At 58.1% G+C, this 18,575-nt stretch carries 14 protein-coding genes and 1 rRNA gene; 3 read left to right on the top strand and 12 right to left on the bottom strand.

The window, feature by feature from the left end:
* Positions 1 to 141 precede the first annotated feature (141 nt).
* Both rrf and EKL29_RS20935 read left to right on the top strand, forming a co-directional pair.
* A 5S ribosomal RNA gene (gene rrf / locus EKL29_RS20940) occupies positions 142 to 257 on the top strand.
* Between the two features lie 208 nt (positions 258 to 465).
* Positions 466 to 1,773 (top strand): MFS family transporter, encoded by a 1,308-nt coding sequence (locus EKL29_RS20935; RefSeq protein ID WP_126690602.1) that lies wholly within the window; start codon positions 466 to 468, stop codon positions 1,771 to 1,773.
* Between the two features lie 90 nt (positions 1,774 to 1,863).
* On the opposite strand, the gene pssA is transcribed toward EKL29_RS20935, so the two are convergent.
* The 4 genes from pssA to trxC all read right to left on the bottom strand — a co-directional run bounded on the left by pssA (position 1,864) and on the right by trxC (position 7,437).
* Positions 1,864 to 3,219, bottom strand: a complete 1,356-nt coding sequence (pssA, locus tag EKL29_RS20930) for a CDP-diacylglycerol--serine O-phosphatidyltransferase (protein ID WP_120457398.1) — start codon at positions 3,217 to 3,219, stop codon at positions 1,864 to 1,866.
* A gap of 117 nt (positions 3,220 to 3,336) precedes the next feature.
* Entirely contained in the window at positions 3,337 to 5,994 is a 2,658-nt protein-coding gene (locus tag EKL29_RS20925; protein WP_126690601.1) for a bifunctional acetate--CoA ligase family protein/GNAT family N-acetyltransferase, read from the bottom strand.
* Positions 5,995 to 6,139: 145 nt separating this feature from the next.
* Positions 6,140 to 6,838 (bottom strand): tRNA-uridine aminocarboxypropyltransferase, encoded by a 699-nt coding sequence (locus EKL29_RS20920; protein WP_120457647.1) that lies wholly within the window; start codon positions 6,836 to 6,838, stop codon positions 6,140 to 6,142.
* Between the two features lie 179 nt (positions 6,839 to 7,017).
* A complete protein-coding gene (trxC, locus tag EKL29_RS20915; protein ID WP_120457401.1) occupies positions 7,018 to 7,437 on the bottom strand; it encodes a thioredoxin TrxC in 420 nt (139 codons plus the stop codon).
* 160 nt (positions 7,438 to 7,597) lie between these two features.
* Here trxC and EKL29_RS20910 point away from each other — a divergent pair, with 160 nt between their 5' ends.
* Positions 7,598 to 8,689, top strand: a complete 1,092-nt coding sequence (locus tag EKL29_RS20910; protein ID WP_126690600.1) for a tRNA/rRNA methyltransferase — start codon at positions 7,598 to 7,600, stop codon at positions 8,687 to 8,689.
* Between the two features lie 81 nt (positions 8,690 to 8,770).
* Here EKL29_RS20910 and emrB read toward each other — a convergent pair whose 3' ends face one another.
* From emrB to nrdF, 8 genes are all read right to left on the bottom strand, one after another.
* Positions 8,771 to 10,306 carry a multidrug efflux MFS transporter permease subunit EmrB gene (gene emrB / locus EKL29_RS20905; protein WP_126690599.1) on the bottom strand — a complete coding sequence of 512 codons (1,536 nt, stop codon included), beginning with the start codon at positions 10,304 to 10,306 and terminating at the stop codon, positions 8,771 to 8,773.
* A 16-nt stretch (positions 10,307 to 10,322) separates the two neighbouring features.
* On the bottom strand, positions 10,323 to 11,495 hold the full coding sequence (emrA, locus tag EKL29_RS20900; protein ID WP_126690598.1) for a multidrug efflux MFS transporter periplasmic adaptor subunit EmrA: 1,173 nt from the start codon (positions 11,493 to 11,495) through the stop codon (positions 10,323 to 10,325).
* Positions 11,496 to 11,642: 147 nt separating this feature from the next.
* Complete coding sequence (gene mprA / locus EKL29_RS20895; protein WP_126690597.1) at positions 11,643 to 12,173, bottom strand: transcriptional repressor MprA; 531 nt, start codon at positions 12,171 to 12,173, stop codon at positions 11,643 to 11,645.
* A gap of 316 nt (positions 12,174 to 12,489) precedes the next feature.
* Positions 12,490 to 13,677 carry an MFS transporter gene (locus EKL29_RS20890; protein WP_126690596.1) on the bottom strand — a complete coding sequence of 396 codons (1,188 nt, stop codon included), beginning with the start codon at positions 13,675 to 13,677 and terminating at the stop codon, positions 12,490 to 12,492.
* Between the two features lie 147 nt (positions 13,678 to 13,824).
* A complete protein-coding gene (proX, locus tag EKL29_RS20885) occupies positions 13,825 to 14,823 on the bottom strand; it encodes a glycine betaine/L-proline ABC transporter substrate-binding protein ProX (protein WP_126690595.1) in 999 nt (332 codons plus the stop codon).
* A 57-nt stretch (positions 14,824 to 14,880) separates the two neighbouring features.
* Positions 14,881 to 16,035 (bottom strand): glycine betaine/L-proline ABC transporter permease ProW, encoded by a 1,155-nt coding sequence (gene proW, locus EKL29_RS20880; RefSeq protein ID WP_126690594.1) that lies wholly within the window; start codon positions 16,033 to 16,035, stop codon positions 14,881 to 14,883.
* Positions 16,032 to 17,228 (bottom strand): glycine betaine/L-proline ABC transporter ATP-binding protein ProV, encoded by a 1,197-nt coding sequence (proV, locus tag EKL29_RS20875; protein WP_120457414.1) that lies wholly within the window; start codon positions 17,226 to 17,228, stop codon positions 16,032 to 16,034. Before proV ends, proW begins: the two co-directional genes overlap by 4 nt.
* 383 nt (positions 17,229 to 17,611) lie before the next feature.
* Complete coding sequence (gene nrdF / locus EKL29_RS20870; RefSeq protein WP_126690593.1) at positions 17,612 to 18,571, bottom strand: class 1b ribonucleoside-diphosphate reductase subunit beta; 960 nt, start codon at positions 18,569 to 18,571, stop codon at positions 17,612 to 17,614.
* Positions 18,572 to 18,575: the final 4 nt, after the last annotated feature.

The raw sequence follows: 18,575 nt of genomic DNA, 5'->3' as shown, positions 1-18,575 counted from the left end.
CGATGCGTTGAGCTAACCGGTACTAATGACCCGTGAGGCTTAACCTTACAACGCCAGAGGCGTTTTGTGAGACGCGAATTTTCAGCTTGTGACGGATAAACTCTGCGCGGCCCGGCGAGGCGGCGCGGAAGACAGAATTTGCCTGGCGGCCTTAGCGCGGCGGTCCCACCTGACCCCATGCCGAACTCAGAAGTGAAACGCCGTAGCGCCGATGGTAGTGTGGGGTCTCCCCATGCGAGAGTAGGGAACTGCCAGGCATCCATACGCGATAACCCTGACCTGGCGGTCAGGGTTTTTTGCGTTACAGGTCAGAAAAAAACCTGCTCCTCTCTACACGCGTTACACCCAAACCTCTTCCGCATCACATTTACCGCACCACGGCGGCGATAACGTTTCGTTGTCATCGATGAAATGGTTTACTCACTGTTTTGGCGCTGTTTATCAGCAAGGAACATGAGGTTACGCATGGCAGAAATTAATACGCGCGCATCCCAGCATGCAACAGAAGAGCAGGGGATCAGCAAAAAACGCGTCTGGGCAATCGTCGGCGCATCATCAGGCAACCTGGTGGAGTGGTTCGACTTTTATGTCTACTCCTTCTTCTCACTCTATTTCGCACATATCTTCTTCCCCAAAGGGGATACCACCACGCAACTGCTGCAAACTGCTGGGGTGTTCGCCGCAGGCTTTTTAATGCGTCCCATTGGCGGCTGGCTGTTTGGATATATCGGCGATCGTCACGGACGTAAGAAATCGATGCTTATTTCGGTATGCATGATGTGTTTTGGCTCGCTGGTCATCGCCTGTCTGCCCGGCTATGGCAGTATTGGCATTGCTGCTCCGGCGATCCTGCTGCTGGCGCGCATGTTTCAGGGGCTGTCGGTCGGCGGGGAGTATGGCACCAGCGCGACCTACATGAGCGAGGTGGCGCTGGAGGGACGCAAAGGTTTCTACGCCTCTTTTCAATATGTCACGCTGATCGGCGGTCAGCTACTGGCGGTGCTGACGGTCGTCGTACTGCAGTTTATTCTCAGCGAAGAGGATCTGCGCAGCTGGGGCTGGCGCATTCCTTTTTTTCTCGGCGCTCTCCTTGCTGTGGTGGCCCTCTGGCTGCGGCGTTCGCTGCATGAAACCTCCGATAAACAGAGCCGTCGACATAAAGACGCTGGCAGTATCACCGGCCTGCTGCGCAACCATCCGCGCGCCTTTCTGATGGTGCTTGGTTTTACCGCCGGCGGCTCGCTGAGCTTCTATACCTTTACTACCTATATGCAGAAGTATCTGGTGAACACGGCGGGCATGGATGCGAAAAGCGCCAGCGGACTGATGACCGGCGCGCTGCTGGTGTTTATGCTGATACAGCCCCTTATCGGCGCGTTCTCAGATAAAATCGGTCGTCGGGGATCGATGCTGATCTTCGGCGCGGGCGCGGCCATATGTACCGTTCCGATCCTGACTGCGCTGCAAAGCGTGCAGAGTCCTGCCATCGCTTTCTGCCTGATCATGCTGGCGCTGCTGATTACCAGCTTCTATACCGCGATCAGCGGCATCCTTAAGGCGGAGATGTTCCCGCCGGAGGTGCGTGCGCTTGGCGTCGGCTTATCCTATGCCGTGGCAAATGCTATTTTTGGCGGGTCGGCGGAATATGTCGCGCTGCTGATGAAACAGCAGGGCATCGAAACAACATTTTTCTGGTATGTGTCGGCGATGGGCGCGCTGGCGTTTGTGGTGTCGCTGTTGCTACATAAACGCGGCAAAGGCATCAGGCTGTAGGTCTTTCTGGCGAAGCCTTCACCGTTCCCGCCCGAAAAGCGGCTGTTGAAGGCTTTTTGCCTGGCGCGTAGCGGCGCGCCAGACAACGCATCAGAGAATACGGCTAATAAGACGGTCGATACGAATACGGCGCAGGCGGCGGATCAGCTTGCGCACCTTAGCCGGATAGTCGGCGATGCTTTCCAGGTCGCGGAAGTGCTTCACCACGTGCGTATGGGTACGGATCAGCGACAGCTCTTTTTCACGCTGCTCGGCCAGCTGATGCAGCGGATCGTGGATTAGCACTGCGTTTTCCAGATCGAGGCGCCAGGCGCGCGGATTAAGGTTATTACCGGTAATCAGCGTCCACTCGTCATCCACCCATATGCCTTTCAGGTGATAACTGTTCTCGCCATCCTTCCACAGACGTACCGCCAGCTGGCCGTTATCCACATAATACTGCAGGCGGCTGAGGAAACGGCGCAGGTTAATTTCATAAAGATAGGGCAGGGCGCCGATGATTTTGAAAGGCTGCTCGGGCGGAATATAGAAATCGTTGGCGGTCTTATCGCCGACGATGATCTCTACCTCTTTGCCCTCGCGCAGCAAATGGATAATGCTGCGCACCAGAATCGCCGGCAGGTTGAAATAAGGCGTGCAGATAGTCAGCTTCCGCTCGGTGCAGGGCATCAGGTGGAAAATGGTTTTGTTCAGCAGGCTGCGTTTGCCCAGGCCGACCAGCGGCGTAACGGTCAGCTCTTCGTTATGGCCATCGCCCGCGAACTGATAATTGAATCCACGCAGATCCTGGCGGAACTGGCGCGTTTCATTTTTGATTTCCGGGCTGGAAGGACGTTCCTGCTGGTCGAGACGATTGACCGCTTCCGACTGCTTGAGATTAACGTTGATCCACTCATACATGGTGTCGGCCAGCTGCGGATTACGAATCAGCTGATAGCGATCGTAACGGTACTTATCGTGCTGGTGCAGATAAACGTCGTTAATGCTGGCGCCGCTGTAGAGCAGCGTATCGTCGATAATAAAGCCTTTAAGGTGCAGTACGCCAAGCGCTTCGCGCGTATTGACGGGAATGCCGTAAACCGGAATGGCGATATCTGCATGCTGCGTCGCCATTTCGCAATACCAGTCTGCATTCGTCACGCCGCGTGCCGCACCGATGCGGCCGCGCTGAGCGCGATGCCAGTCGACCAGAATGCTGACATCGAGCTCTGGACGTGCGCGTTTCGCCGCATAGAGCGCATCCATAACGGCACGTCCGGCGTCGTCGTTCTCCATATAGAGGGCGACAATGCAGATACGATGCTGCGCCGCCGCGATTTTTTCCAGCAGCGTGCGACGGAAATCAGCAGGCGAGTAGAGTGTTGACACATCCGCAGCGGACTGTGACAGTTTCGGCAACTGTGCAAGGTGTTGTTGATGCTTATTGCGTTTGAATTTAGTCAGCATCGCAGTGCGCTTCTTCTCGGTTCATTGCATGGCCTTTTGCCATCAAATCAGGGTCATAACGGTAAATAATAACACCAACCTTATGTGGTCGGCCATTTTTTACCTTTCTCTACAAGGTTAGCCGATGTCCCTGTGTAAGGGTAAATTCAGGCTGACGATACCCTCATCAAGCTGAACATCCACGCCGAAACCCAGCTTGCGCGCCAGGGTAATCATGCCGCGGTTGTGCGGCATGGTGATACCGTTGAGCTGCTGCAGCCCGTGATCGCGCGTATAGCGGATCATTTTTTCCAGCAGCCGTCGTCCCATGCCCAGCCCTTTTAAGTCAGATCGCACCAGTACGGAAAATTCGGCGTCGATATTGTCGGCGTCGGAAATCGCGCGCGTGACGCCAATAATCTCGCTCATCTCCTGCTGCTGGCGCACCGCGACGAAAGCCATCTCGCGGTCATAATCGATCTGCGTCATATTGGCGAGATCGTCATGGGTAAATTCGTTGATTTCGCTGAAGTAGCGGTAATAAAGGTCTTCTTTGGTGACCTGGGCGATAAAAGCGCGCAGCAGGGGTTCGTCTTCCGGCAGGATAGGGCGAAACAGGCAGCTCTGCCCATCTTTCAGCGTTACCCGCTCTTCAAGCTGCTGCGGATAGGGGCGAATCGCCAGCCGCGCTTCGCTGTCGCCGCTAAAAGGCACCAGATCCAGCGTGACGTCTAGCAGGGTAAATTCGCTGCCCGCCGCCAGCAGCGGATGAATATCGAGCCGCTGGATCTCCGGGCAGTCCACCACCAGGTTAGAAACCTGCACCAGCAGCTGACTGAGCGCCGGAATATCCAGCGTACCCAGACCGCCGCGACTGCGGATCTTGCCGCTTTTGATCGCCTGAATGACCAGATAGCGCGCCAGCGTCATATTAAGCGGCGGCAGCGCGACCGCCGCCTGTTTGTCCGCCTGCCACTCAACGCCGCCTTCGCCCAGCAAAATGACCGGCCCGAACAGCGCATCCTGTTGCACCACTACGCGCAGTTCCTGGGCCCCGGCGCGATTAGCCATGCTCTGAACCAGCAATCCTTCGATGCATGCCTGAGGCATCGTCTGTTTAACCCGGTCGATAATGGCTTCGGCCGCCTGCTGTACCTCTGCGGCGTTGCGCAGATAGAGCATAACGCCCTGAACTTCAGATTTATGGGCGATATCGGGCGAGCGCAGCTTGAGCGCCACGGGATAGCCGATACGCTCGGCGATAGCGGCCGATTCCGCGCTGTCATGGGCAATCCAGGTCGGCAGCGTTGCCATGCCGTACGCCTGCAGGATCGGCTGCACTTCGTGCGTATCAAGCGTCGTGACACCTTTCGCCAGTGCCTGTGACAGCAGCTGATGCGCCTGAGCGGTGTCCTGAGTCAGGCTGGCGGGCAGCGCCGGCGTTTCGCGCAGCTGTTTCTGATTACGGCGATACTCTACCTGGTGCATAAAGGCGGTTACCGTGCCTTCCGGCGTGCGCCATGTGGGAATGCCCGCCTGGGTAAAGGCGCGCCGCGCCGCCAGCGATGAGAATTCGCCGCACCAGTTAGTCAGGAGCGTCACCTGCTTACCGCGCGGATGAGCGGCGATAGCGTCAATGATCTGCTGCGCCGATTCGGTTGCGGGCGCTACCGCGCTGGGCGCATGAATGATCATCAGCGCATCCAGTTCATGGCTGTTAAGCAGCACAGTAATGCAGTCAACATAGCGCTGCGGCGTGGCGTCATCTTTCAGGTCGAGCGGATTGCCGCGCCCGACGCCTTCCGGCAGCAGCGCGGCCAGCGCCGAGAGCGTTTCGTCGTTCAGGGCAGCAAGCTTGCCGTTGCGCGCATAGAGTTCGTCTAACGCCAGCGCGGCAGGTGCGGCGCCGTTGCTGATAATCATCAGCCTGTCGCCGCGCAGCGGACGCATATGACTGAGCGACTCCACGGCGGTGAAGAGTTCATGGGTATCCTGCACGCGCAGCAGGCCCGCGCGCTGAATCGCCGCATCCCAGGCGGCGTCCAGCCCGCTATGGGTGCCGAGCAGGGCCTGAGCCTGATGACTGCGGCCGCTTTTGATCACCAGGATAGGTTTATTACGCGAGGCGCTGCGCGAGGCCGACACAAAGCGTCGCGCATCGCTCAGGTGCTCAAGGTAGAGCAGAATGGCGCTGGTTTTGCCGTCGCGCGCCAGAAAATCGAGCAGATCGTCAACGTCGGTATCCAGGCTGTCGCCCAGCGCAATAAACCAGGAGAAGCCCAGATTGCGCTGCTGCGCCCAGTCGAGAATGGTATTGGAGACCGCTGCCGACTGCGAGATAAAGGCGATGCGGCCTTTCTCAATCGGCACCGGCGAGAAGCTGGCGTTAAGTCCTTGCCAGGGCGCGAGCAGCCCGAGACTGTTAGGGCCGAGCAGGCGAATCTGCCACTGCGCGGCGCAGCTTTTTAGCGCCTCCAGCTGGCTGGCGGGTGCGGAGAGAATAATGCAGGCTTTACACCCTTTTTCGCCCAGCTGTTGCAGCAGTTCGAGATTGCGTTTCGCATGGGTACAGATCACCGCCAGGTCAGGCGCGAAAGGCAGGCTGTCGATGGTAGGCCAGGCGAGCACGCCGCTGACGGCCCTGTATTTTGGCGTGACCGGCAGCACCGGGCCGCTGAAACCCCCCGCCAGCAGATTGCGCATCATAAAGTGCCCGGCGCGTCCCGCCCTGTCCGAGGCGCCAATCACCGCAATAGATTTAGGTCGTAACAGCGCTTCCAGCCCGCGTTGGCTCATCCCGCCCTCCTGAAGTCGACTGGCGTGATTGTAATCGTTTTTTCCCGGGTTTGCCGGTTCGGCGATCGCAGGCTGAGAGCCACAACAAAATTTTGCCGCGCTGGCGGGAGGCGGCAATCCAGCAGCGGATCGCCGCACGTAAGCGCTAAAGACTCTCGACGATGGCGGTTTGATGCGCGGGATGGTGCGGTTTGCCTGCCAGATAGGCATGGCGAAACCGTTCAAAATGGTGAAGCAGGGCGTGCGCCGCGGCAGCGTCGCCTGCCTGCTCCAGCAGCGCGGCGGCGACTTCGGCGGTGCAGTGCTGGCCTTCGCCATGGGCTTCGCGCAGCGTATAGCGCGAGGGCGCGGTGACGTTTAGCGACATGACCGGCAGCGCATCGAGCCAGGGACTTTTGCGAAACATTTTGCGCGCCTCGGTCCAGGTGCCGTCGAGCATAATAAAGAGCGGCGGCTTGCCGCTGAGCGGCGGCGCGGTCAGCACTTCGCGGCCGGGATCGGCGTAGGAGGCGGGAAACACCACCATCGGCTGATAGTCGGGATGCGCAACCGCGCTCAGCAGGGCGGGATCGGGTTCGGTACGCGACCAGCCAAACGCTTCGGTCTGCGGCAAAATATCGGCGATCAGCCGTCCGGTATTGCTGGGCTTCATCGGCTCGGTATCGAACATCACCAGGCAAAAGCGACTACGCGCGCTCTGCGGCTGGATAGTGGCGCACAGGCAATTTTTCTGCGGCAGCAGACAGCGCTGACAGCGCACCACGCGATTGCCACGGGCAAGAAAAGGGCGAGTGGCGCGGGCAAGGCGTTGCGCACGCAGGCGGAGAACGGCGTTATCAGTCATGGCTTAGTGGACAAAGTAAAACGCTAGTGTAATCGAAGCGCGCGGGAAAAGAAAAAGGCCAGCGCGGCTGGCCTGTATGGGCTGATAAGAGGCTAATGCGGGAGAGGCTTCGGCGCTTTTGACCATGGCCGCGGAAAGCCTGGCTTTTCGGCCAGCTCTTCCGCCTGCCGACTCAGAGCTTATAGCGACTCATCAAGCCATTCATTGAAAGGCGCTTTCGGCATCGCGCCGTTCAGCATGTCCACCAGCTCGCCTTTTTTAAAGATCATAATGGTGGGAATGCTGCGGATACGAAAACGCGCGCTCAGCGAAGGTTCCGCTTCGGTATTGACCTTAACGAAACGCACCTGGCCGCTGCGCGCCTGCGCCACCTCTTTAAAGACCGGCGCGAAGTTGACGCAGGGCCCGCACCAGGGCGCCCAGAAGTCCACCACGACCGGCAGATCGTCCTGTAGATATTTATCCAGCGTTTCGGCGGTCGCGTTAGCCACTTCGCCATTAAAAAGTTCGCTGCCGCAGCGGCCGCATTTAGCTCCATCGGCAACGCGCTCCTGGGGAACGCGATTGGTTGCCTGACAGGAAGCGCATACCGTATTCATATATACCTCAAGGGGGTTGCAGGTGTCAGTCTTGTAAATATTGTCCATTATGAGAAGGTTGCGAACAGCCCTCAAACTGGATTGTCCAATAGGTTCAATAGTTGATAGCTAAGCGCTAATACATCAGGTAATCTTCGCGCTCTCAATGCAGGAGGAACAGATGAACGACGAATTTAAAGGCAAAAGTGGCAAGGTAAAAGTGATGTACGTGCGAGATGAGGGCGAGAATGGCTCACGCGCGCCGAACCCGCGTACCGGTAAAGGTGGTGGCCGCCCAGCCCGTCAGGAAGATTCGCGTCGTTCCTCTGGCCGCCGCAGCGAAGAGGGCGCCAGCCGCAAACCCCGCAGCGATGAAGGCAGCCGCAGACCTCGCAGCGATGAGGCTGGCCGCAAACCGCGTAACGATGAATCGTTCTCGCCCTGGCGTACCGTGTCGCGTCCGCCGAGCGAGCGTGCGTCCGTTGAAGAGAAACAGCCGGAGCAGGGCGGCAAGGTCGCTATCGATCCGGAAGTGATCCGTCGTCAGCGTCAGGAAGAGACGCGCGTGTATGGCGAAAACGCCTGCCAGGCGCTGTTTCAGAGCCGTCCGGAAGCGATCGTGCGCGCCTGGTTTGTGCAGAGCGTGACGCCGCGTTTCCGCGAAGCGCTACGCTGGCTGGCGGCGAACCGCAAAGCCTATCACGTCGTAGAAGATGCCGAGCTGGCGAAAGCGTCCGGCACTGAGCATCACGGCGGCGTCTGCTTCATTATTAAAAAACGCATGGGCATGGCGGTCAGCGAGTGGCTGAGCCAGGCCGGTGAGAAAGATTGCGTACTGGCGCTGGAAGATGTCAGCAACCCGCATAACCTGGGCGGCATTATGCGCAGCTGCGCGCACTTCGGCGTTAAAGGTCTGCTGGTGAATGACGCTTCGCTGCTGGAGTCCGGCGCGGCGGTGCGTACCGCTGAAGGCGGCGCCGAACACGTACAGGCGATCAGCGGCGAAAGCTTTGCTGGCGGTCTGGAAGCGTTCCGTAAAGCGGGTTACACCATTGTGACGACCTCAAGCCATGAGGGGGCGCCGCTGGCGAAAGCTGAGCTGCCGGCGAAAATGGTGCTGGTGCTGGGTCAGGAGAGCGAAGGCCTGTCCGACAGCGCGTTCCAGCAGGGCGATATCAGCCTGTCGATCGGCGGGACCGGCAACGTCGAAAGCCTTAACGTCTCGGTGGCGACCGGTATTTTGCTTGCCGAATGGTGGCGACAGAACGCATAAAAAAACGGGCCGAAAGGCCCGTTTTTGTTCAGGGAAGATGCCGAAGCGGACAGGGATCTGTCAGGAATGGCGAGACAGACCTTAGTGCGCGCCGCCGCCGCCGCTGCCTGACCCAAAGGGCGGTCGGGCGAACCAGATCAGCACCAGCAGAACCAGAAACACTCCCGCCGACGCCCAGAAGATCTCATTGGCGGAGATAATCAATCCCTGGTTGGTGATCTGCTGCGCGATATAGGCTGATGCCTGCTGATGTGACATGCCCATCCCTTCCAGCTGGTGATACATCTGCTGCGCATTGGGGTTATAGGGCGTAACCGACTCGCTGAAGGTGCTGTGATGCATCGATTCCCGGTCGGTCCACATGGTGGTGGTAATCGAGGTGCCAATCGAGCCCGCCAGAGTACGCACGAAGTTCGACAGGCTCGACGCCGCCGCCAGCCGATCCGGCGACAGCCCGGAAAGGGTAATGGTGGTGAGCGGCATAAAGAAGCAGGCGACGGCGAATCCCTGGATAAACTGCGGCCAGGCCGATGCGCCGAAGTCCATCGAGGGTTCGAAGGTATAGGCGCGCCAGTAGAAGCAGACGGCGTACATAATAAAGCTGAAGGTCACCAGCTTGCGCATATCCAGCTTGTGGGCGAAGCGGCCGATAATCGGCGACAGGATCACCGGAATGATGCCTACCGGCGCGGACGCCAGACCGGCCCAGGTGGCGGTGTAGCCATATACCTCCTGCAACAGCTGCGGCAGCAATACAATCGAGCCGAAGTAGAGCATATAGGCCAGGCTGATTGAGAGGCAGCCGATGGTGAAGTTGCGCGACTTAAACAGCGCCAGATCGACAATCGGGTGGTCGTCGGTCAGCTCCCACACCAGCAGTACCGCCAGAGATATCACGGCGACGACCGTCAGTACGATAATCTCGGTGGAGTTAAACCAGTCAAGCTCTTTACCGCGGTCCAGCATCACCTGCAGACAGCCGATACCCACGACCAGCAGCACCAGGCCCACCACGTCGATAGGACGCACTTCGGTGCGTGTCTCGCGGCCGCGCAGGGTCTGCAACGTCAGCATCACCACCACGGCGCCGATCGGCACGTTGATAAAGAAGATCCAGCCCCAGTGGTAGTTATCGCTGATCCAGCCGCCGAGAATTGGGCCGCAGATCGGCGCGACAATCACCGTCATCGCCCACAACGAGAGGGCGATGCTGCGTTTGGCGGGCGGATAGTTGCTGAGCAGCAGACTCTGCGACAGCGGGATCAGCGGACCGGCTACCACGCCCTGCAGGATGCGGAAGAAAATCAGCATCTCCAGGCTTTCCGACATACCGCACGCCCAGGAGGCGAGGGCGAACAGAATCGTCGCCCAGGTAAAGAGCTTTACCTCGCCGACGCGCTTCGCCAGCCAGCCCGTAATGGGAATGGAGATAGCGTTCGCCACCCCAAACGAGGTAATGACCCAGGTGCCCTGCGAGTTGGACGCGCCCAGATTGCCTGCAATGGTGGGGATCGCCACGTTAGCGATGGTCGAATCCAGCACCTGCATAAAGGTCGCCAACGACAGCGCAATGGTCATCAGGACCAGCGGCGCGCCTTCTAGCGGTTTTTGTGCCATGACAGCCTCCGCGTCATCATCCGGCGTTGGCGCGGACGATATCTGTGATCAGCTGATTCACCGACGCCAGGTCGATCGCCAGCGCATTAGTGCTGTAGGCAGCCTGCTGGCGAACGCTGGTGGCGAGCATGCTGCCATCTTTATTTGTGGTATCGACTTTCACCAGCGTCGAGAGACCAATACGCAGCGGATGCTTCACGATATCATCCTGGTTAAGCTCGATACGCACCGGCAGACGCTGCACCACTTTGATCCAGTTGCCGGTGGCGTTCTGCGCAGGCAGCAGCGAAAAAGCGCTGCCGGTGCCCATATCCAGGCCGACCACTTTGCCGTGATAGGTCACGTCGTCGCCGTAGATATCAGCCACGACCGTCGCGTCCTGTCCAATGCGTACGCCTGCCAGCTGCGTCTCTTTAAAGTTGGCGTCGATCCACAGGTTGGTGGCGGGAACCACGGCCATCAGCGCTGTGCTGGTATCGATTTGCGAACCGACCTGCACGCTGCGGCGCGAGACATAACCGTCCATCGGGCTGCGAATATCGGTACGCTGCAGCGCCAGCCAGGCGTCGCGCAGTTCAGCGGCGGCCTGTTTCACCGCAGGCTGATCCTCCAGCGAAGTGTTGAGGATCATCGCCTGATTCGCGTTGTACTGCTGCACCGCCACATCAAGCTGCGCTTTAGCGGTGGCAACCGCATCGCGCGAGTGCTGCAGCTCTTCGCGGCCGATCAGGTTAGAGGCACCCAGCGGCTCGCGACGTTTCAGATCGGCTTCCGCCTGTGCCAGCGCCGTTTGCTGCAGCGCGATGCTCGCCTGATACTGCTTAGCGTTGATCATCAGCTGATGCGTCTGACGCACGCTGGTGGCCAGCGCGGTCTGCGCTTTTTCAAACGCCTGTTCGGCGTCGGTTTTATCCAGCGAAACCAGCACGTCGCCTTTCTTGACGTAATCGGTGTCGTCAAACCAGACCTTATTGACGCTGCCCGACACCTGCGCCATCACCTGTACCTGGTTTCCGGCCACGTAAGCATCATCCGTTTCCTGAAAGTGCCGCAGCACCAGGAACCAGTAAACACCCCATGCGATACCAGCCAGCACAAAAAGCAGCGCCAGCAGAAGCAGCACTTTTTTACGCGTCTTCTTTTTATTGGCTGGCTGTTGCGGGCTTTGCGCCTCCGCCGTTGCACTCATGTCAATCTCCAACTGTTTCATATGTCGGGGCGCGATCGTCCCTTTTCACGGAGCCCGAGTCGAAAAAAGCCAGCGACAAGGCGCTGGCCGGATAAAAGGGGATTAAAATAACGGTTTCGACAGGTGATTGTGTCGCAGTTCTTGCTATTAGCGAGACAGGGAAGAGATGACCTGATCTTCGTCCATTTTATCGAGACGATTGAGTAGCTTACGCGTGATGCCTTCCAGCTGCGATTTTTCATCGTTCGACAGAGAAGACCAGAGATACTGCAGGCTCTGATGCTGGGGCGGCAGCAGCTGACGCAGAAACTCATTACCTTTTTCGGTCAGATGCAGATGGAGGCAGCGACGATCGTTATCGCTCTCGCGACGCTCGATCCAGCCGCGTTTCTCCAGCTCGTCTGCGATGCGCGTCGCATTGGTACGCGAAGAACCCAGCGCGGCGCTCAGCTCGGACGGCTGAATGCTCTGGTTTTCCTGCGTGTCCAGCGTGATCAGCGCCATGAATAAGGTTTCGTTAATTCCCTGCGCCTTTAACATCTTATTGCGATTTTCCAGCAGCTTTCCCTGCATGTGCATGCACAGACGCGTCAGAATGATTTCGTGCAGCGGGAAATCTTTATGGCGATTTGCGCGGATGTTAAGCATCTGTTCAATGGGAGTAAACGAACTTTCCATTATAAAAAAACCTCACTAGTTTCAACTAATATAGTAACGATGGTGACAGATTAAGCGTAGTCATTTTTACTCCGCGCAATTGTTCAGAAGGTCACACTGTCGTCATCAGGTGTTTCCAGGCCACTCCCTGACCCTGGGCACGAAACCCTCGCTCACCGCCGCGGGCTGCTGCAGGAGTCGATATCAATACGGGAAGAAACTTTTTGTTTGCTAAATAATTTCGCAAGAAAAAATAACTTCTGTGAATAGATTTGATGCTAACCATAACAAAACTAACCATTCGTGACCAGACTCAATCACATCTTTGGCATTTTATTTACTTACTTAACTGGGTTTCGAAACGATAGCCGCGCCACCAAATCAGCAGGTTGAGCAACGTCATGATCACACCGGCAGCGCAAACGCCGTACCAGCCGGCAGCGTGAAACGCGTTGGCGGAAAGAAGGGAGCCAAATGCGCCGCCGATAAAATAGCTGGTCATATAACCCGACGTGAGGCGATTACGCGCCTCAGGCATCCGGCTGTAGATCACGCTCTGGTTAGTGATATGCACGCCCTGCACCGCCAGGTCGAGCAGCAGAATGCCGACAATCAGCGCCACCAGCGAGTGCGCGCCCAGCGCCGTCATTCCCCAGGAGGCGAGCATAATCAGCAGGCCCAGCGTGGTGGTGAGCCTGGCTTTGCCTTTATCCGCCAGCGACCCGGCCTGACGCGCGGCCAGCGCGCCCGCCGCGCCGACCAGACCCAGCAGACCGATTTCGCCTTCAGAGTAGCTGTAAGGCGGAGAGGCGAGCAGAAACGCCATTGAAGTCCAGAGCACGCTGAAGTTGGCGAAAGAGAGACAGCCGGTAAGGGCGCGGGTGCGGATAACGCGATTCGCCTTATAAAGCTGGAAAATCGATTTCAGCAGCTGCGGGTAGTTAAGCGACACCGAAGGTTTCACCTGCGGCAAAAAACGCCACAGCGCCAGCGCCATCAGTGCCATTAATACGCTGGCGGTCCAGTAAACGGTACGCCAGCCGCCCAGCTGCGCCAGCGCGCCCGCAACGGTGCGCGCCAGCAGAATGCCGAGCAGCAGGCCGCTCATCACCGTACCGACGATTTTGCCGCGCTTCTCTGGCGGCGCCAGCGTCGCGGCAAGCGGCACCAGGATCTGCGCCACGACTGAAAACAGCCCGGTCAGTACGGTGCCCAGCAGCAGCAGGGAAAAAGAGGAGGAGGTGGCGGTAATCACCATGCCGCCTGCGGCCAGCAGGCTCATACCGACGATCAGCGCGCGGCGTTCAAGCATATCGCCAAGCGGCACCAGCAGCAGCAGACCGCAGGCGTAGCCGAGTTGCGCCGTGGTGACGATAAACCCCGCCATGCTGACGGAGAGGCCGAAATTGCTGGCGACGGTATTGAGCAGCGGCTGCACATAGTAGTTGCTTGCTACGGAGAGCCCGGTGGCGATGGACATCAGCACGACCAGCGCAGGCGTCAGCGTATGGCGATGAGTATTCATTTATATATTAGGCAGGTAGTAATAATCATAATGGGGTAATAGTAACCCAAAAAACTATTTCATTAATGTGTAAATTGACAGGACGTACCAGTCGGTACAGCAGAAAGCGAAGGGGCAGAGAGTTCTGCCCCTGAAGTGAGTATTTACTTATTTTGCGGCCGCAAGGGCGTCTTTAATCCACTGATCGAACTGCTGCTGGTGGGCTTTTATCCAGCCATCGACGTGGCGGTTAATATCCGCTTCAGATGCCTGGCCTGCATGCATCGCCGCGTTTTCCGCATTGATATCGGTAATCGGCAGCTTCATCTCGGCGAACAGTTTTGCCGCCGCCGGGTTTTTTTCAGCCCAGGCTTTGTTCGCTACGATATGCATGGTGTTAACCGGGAAACCATAATTCGCGCCGTTAGCCAGTTTGGTGTCCACCTTGCTCTGCGCCCCAGGCAGCGACGAGAAGGGCACCTGCAGCCACACCACATCGCGGCCCGGCTTCAGCACGTCGCTCAGCCAGTATGGCGTCCAGGTATAGTAAAGAATCGGTTTGCCCTGCTTAAAGCGCGCCAGGGTATCGGCGATCATCGCCGAGTAGTTGCCCATATTGGCGGTGACGGTATCGCTCAGGCCGAACGCGGTGTTCTGATGATTGATAACCGCTTCGCAGCCCCAGCCCGGCGTGCAGCCGGTCATATCCGCTTTGCCGTCGCCGTTGCTGTCGAACAGCTTAGCGATTTTGGGATCTTTCAGCTGGGCGATATTGGTGATGTGGTACTGCTCGGCGGTTTTCTTGTCAATCAGGTAGCCCTGCGCCGCGCCAGAGACATAGGTGCCTGCACGGTAGAACTTTTTGTCGCCGCCGGCGGCGTTATACATATCGTCGTGCAGCGGCTGCCAGTTGGTGGCGATAAAGGTAATGTCGCCGGCGGCCATAGAGGTGTAGGCCACGTTGTAGTCGATTTCGCTCGGCTTCTCGACGCTATAGCCCAGTTTTTCCAGCGCGCGACTTACCAGTAGGGTCTGAAAGCCCTCTTCGGCAATGGTGCTTTGCGCAGGCTTAACGGTAATGCCAGTGCCGGGGAGATCGGCAGCGGAAGCCTGGGAGAGGGCGAGCGTGGTCAGCACGGCGGCGAGGAGAGGTGCGGTCTTGCGCATAGTTATTCCTTATTGTCGACGTTGCGAGGCGGGCGGCCGCGAAGGACCGCCCGAAAATCAGGATTTACGGAAAGGACGCGTCAGCAGGCCAACCGGCCCGCTATGGCTCCAGTGGCGGCTGCCGCGGCTGCGGTCATCGCGACCCACTGACTGGGTCAGACGATCGAGAATAATGGCGAGGATAACGATACCGACGCCGCCCACGGTGGCCAGTCCCATATCAAGACGGCCGATGCCGCGCAGCACCATCTGACCCAGTCCGCCGACGGCGATCATTGAAGCGATCACCACCATCGACAGCGCCAGCATCAGCGTCTGGTTTACGCCCGCCATAATGGTCGGCATCGCCAGCGGCAGCTGCACTTTGAACAGCATCTGGCGCGGGCTGGCGCCAAAGGACTCGCTGGCTTCGATCAGATCGGCGGGCACCTGCTTGATGCCGAGAATGGTCAGGCGCACCATCGGCGGCAGGGCGAAAATAATGGTGACCACCACGCCAGGCACGTTGCCGATACCGAACAGCATGACGATCGGTACCAGGTAGACGAATGCCGGCGTCGTCTGCATGGCGTCCAGCAGCGGCCGTATGATGCGGCCCGCGCGCTCGCTGCGCGCCAGCCAGATGCCCAGCGGCAGCCCGATGACGATACAGAACAGCAGTGCGGTAAGCACCAGCGCCAGCGTCACCATCGCCTGCGACCAGGCGCCGATAGCGCCGATCAGCACCAGCGAGATCAGCGTAGCGACGCCCATCGCCGGGCTGGCGATCTGCCAGGCGATCAGAGCGAACACCAGAATCGCTATCGGCGCGGGCAGGCTCTGCAGCAGATGCTGAAAGGCGCTCAGGATATAGTCCACCGGCACGCGAATGCCCTGAAACACCGGACGGAAGTGATTGACCACCCAGTCGATGCCTTCGGTCACCCAGCGATCGAGCGGGATCCAGGTTTTATGGAAGGGATCGAGTAGATTAAAATGTTCCGGCTGCGGCGCAGGCGCGCTGCTCAGCCAGTCGCTGCCGCTGCTGGCGGCGCTATGCGCGGTGCTGCCGTCGGGCGTTCCCCAGGCGTCGGCGCCGTTGCCGGCGGGCGCGGCGCTCTGTGTTGCGGCATCACCCGCGCCTGACCAGGGATCGCTGCTCGCCTGCGCGGCATCGGTGGAGTGAGGCGCGGCGCTTGCGCTATCCCAGGGTTGACTGTTTTGTTCACTCATGACGAAGCTCCCTCACGATCTAAAGCGCGTAACAACATGCCTTTGGAAATGATACCGACGTACTGATTCTCTTCGCCAACCACCGGCACGGCGCAGGGCGCGTGCGCGACGTGGCCGAGCAGTTCGTTCAGCGAGGTATCAGAGGGAACGGCGGCTGGCGCGTCGAGCAGGGCGCTCTCCAGCCCTTCGCCTGCCGCCAGCGCCGCTTTCAGCGAGTCGGTGGAGACCACGCCGATAAATTTTTGCTTCTCCAGCACATAGCCGAATTCGCGATCCTCATCCTGCAACAGTTTGATGGCAGAGCGCGGGCCAAAGCCGGGCGCCTTGCGGATCAGCGCGCCAGCGCTGCGGCGGGCGATATCTTTCGCGCTAAAGACGTGGCTGATATCGACGCCGCGGAAGAAGGTGCGCACATAGTCGTTGGCCGGATTATTGAGAATTTCATCCGGCGTGCCGACCTGCACCACTTCGCCGCCCTGCATAATGGCGATGCGGTCGCCGATGCGCATCGCTTCGTCGAGATCGTGGGAAATAAAAATAATGGTGCGCTGATGTTTCGCCTGCAGCTTAACCAGCTCATCCTGCATTTCGGTGCGGATCAGCGGATCGAGCGCTGAAAACGCCTCGTCCATCAGCAAAATATCGGGATTAATCGCCAGCGCGCGGGCTAATCCAACGCGCTGGCGCATGCCGCCGGAAAGTTCATCGGGATAAGCATGCGCATAATTTTCCAGGCCGACCTGACGCAGCGCGTCCAGCGCTTTTTCCTGACGTTCCGCCAGCGGGACGCCAGCTAATTCCATGCCGAAGGCGGTATTATTTAGCACGTTCATATGCGGCATCAGCGCAAACGACTGGAATACCATACTGATTTTATTTCTGCGCACCTCGCGCAGTTCGCTGTCGGATATTTTTGCAATATCGACGCCGTCAATGATTACCTGACCGCGGGTGGGTTCTATCAGACGATTGAGAAGGCGAACCATGGTCGATTTTCCGGAGCCGGAGAGTCCCATGATGACGAATATCTCGCCTTCTTCAATGGCCAGACTGGCGTTTTTGACGCCCAGAGACAGACCGGTTTTCGCCAGAATGGTCTCTTTGCTTTCCCCTTTCTCAATATATTTAAAGGCGCGATCGGGGTTTTCCCCGAATATTTTATACAGGTTTTTTACTTCAAGTTTAATTGCCATGCAGTGATATAATCCTGTTTAATTTATTTTGAAGTTCAGCTTTCCTGGTTAAATTTAAGCGGCTCATACCGTACCATACTGACATTATCTGACAACCCTGGATGGCGATATTCATGGTCAGGGAAGGGGCGCAAACGGCAGAATTTCCAGTGCTCACAAGGGATAAGGGGCCGCTAATTTTTTGCCAGGGCGATCGTGAATTATGGCGATTTGGCGCCGTAAACAGCAAAATTGCCAGAAAAGAGCGAGCCGAAATGGCGTAATTAGCACGTCATCAGGGCGTCATATTTGCGAAATAAAAAGGTGATTGCTGGCGAAATAGGGGCGGGAAAGAGGGCGATAAAATAAAAATATCGGGCCGCAACGGGCCCGACAGCAGAGGATTAAAAATCCCAGTCTTCGTCTTCGGTTTCGACCGCTTTGCCCATCACATAGGAGGAGCCGGAGCCGGAGAAGAAATCGTGGTTTTCATCGGCGTTAGGCGAAAGCGCGGCAAGGATAGCCGGGTTTACCGTGGTGAGTTCCGCCGGGAACAGCGCTTCATAGCCCAGATTCATCAGCGCCTTATTGGCGTTATAGTGCAGAAATGTTTTTACCTCTTCCGCCCAGCCCACATCGGCATAGAGCGCCTCGGTGTAGATGACCTCATTTTCATACAGCGCCAGCAGCAGATCGTAGGCGAACTGCTGTAGCTCCTCTTTGCGCGCGTCATCCGCCTGCTCCAGCGCTTTCTGGTACTTATAGCCGATGTAGTAGCCGTGCACCGCTTCGTCGCGAATAATAAGGCGGATCAGATCGGCGGTATTGGTCAGCTTGCCGCGGCTTGACCAGTACATCGGCAGCCAGAACCCGGAGTAGAAGAGGAACGACTCCAGGAAGACGCTGGCGATCTTTTTCTTCAGCGGATCGTCGGCGCGGTAGTGCGCCAGAATGATGCGCGCCTTGTTCTGCAGCGCCTCGTTCTCTTCACTCCACTGATAGGCGGCGTCTACGTCGCTGGTGTTGCAGAGCGTCGAGAAAATCGAGCTGTAGGATCGCGCGTGCACCGCCTCCATAAAGCTGATATTGGAGAGCACCGCCTCTTCGTGCGGCGTCAGCGCATCCGGCATCAGACCCGGCGCGCCGATAACGTTCTGAATGGTGTCGAGCAGCGTCAGTCCGGTAAAGACGCGGATAGTGAGCTGCTGCTGCTGGCTGTCCAGCGTCTGCCAGGCGGGCAGATCGTTCGAGAGCGGCACCTTTTCCGGCAGCCAGAAGTTACTGGTCAGACGGTTCCACACTTCGAGATCTTTCTCGTCCTGAAGACGGTTCCAGTTAATCGCCTGAATCTGTTGTAGTTGCATAGTT

The sequence above is a fragment of the Pantoea sp. YU22 genome, from assembly GCF_003970755.1.
GTDB classification, from domain to species: domain Bacteria; phylum Pseudomonadota; class Gammaproteobacteria; order Enterobacterales; family Enterobacteriaceae; genus Pantoea; species Pantoea piersonii.
This window is presented reverse-complemented; position numbering and strand designations above follow the sequence as displayed.

Excerpts from the sequence above, each read along its gene's own strand:
- EKL29_RS20910 (WP_126690600.1), top strand. The coding sequence starts at position 7,598 with ATGAACGACGAATTTAAAGGCAAAAGTGGCAAGGTAAAAGTGATGTAC.
- nrdF (WP_126690593.1), bottom strand. The coding sequence starts at position 18,571 with ATGCAACTACAACAGATTCAGGCGATTAACTGGAACCGTCTTCAGGAC.
- proX (WP_126690595.1), bottom strand. The coding sequence starts at position 14,823 with ATGCGCAAGACCGCACCTCTCCTCGCCGCCGTGCTGACCACGCTCGCC.
- EKL29_RS20925 (WP_126690601.1), bottom strand. The coding sequence starts at position 5,994 with ATGAGCCAACGCGGGCTGGAAGCGCTGTTACGACCTAAATCTATTGCG.
- proW (WP_126690594.1), bottom strand. The coding sequence starts at position 16,035 with ATGAGTGAACAAAACAGTCAACCCTGGGATAGCGCAAGCGCCGCGCCT.
- mprA (WP_126690597.1), bottom strand. The coding sequence starts at position 12,173 with ATGGAAAGTTCGTTTACTCCCATTGAACAGATGCTTAACATCCGCGCA.
- EKL29_RS20890 (WP_126690596.1), bottom strand. The coding sequence starts at position 13,677 with ATGAATACTCATCGCCATACGCTGACGCCTGCGCTGGTCGTGCTGATG.
- EKL29_RS20935 (WP_126690602.1), top strand. The coding sequence starts at position 466 with ATGGCAGAAATTAATACGCGCGCATCCCAGCATGCAACAGAAGAGCAG.
- emrB (WP_126690599.1), bottom strand. The coding sequence starts at position 10,306 with ATGGCACAAAAACCGCTAGAAGGCGCGCCGCTGGTCCTGATGACCATT.
- proV (WP_120457414.1), bottom strand. The coding sequence starts at position 17,228 with ATGGCAATTAAACTTGAAGTAAAAAACCTGTATAAAATATTCGGGGAA.
- EKL29_RS20920 (WP_120457647.1), bottom strand. The coding sequence starts at position 6,838 with ATGACTGATAACGCCGTTCTCCGCCTGCGTGCGCAACGCCTTGCCCGC.
- pssA (WP_120457398.1), bottom strand. The coding sequence starts at position 3,219 with ATGCTGACTAAATTCAAACGCAATAAGCATCAACAACACCTTGCACAG.
- emrA (WP_126690598.1), bottom strand. The coding sequence starts at position 11,495 with ATGAGTGCAACGGCGGAGGCGCAAAGCCCGCAACAGCCAGCCAATAAA.
- trxC (WP_120457401.1), bottom strand. The coding sequence starts at position 7,437 with ATGAATACGGTATGCGCTTCCTGTCAGGCAACCAATCGCGTTCCCCAG.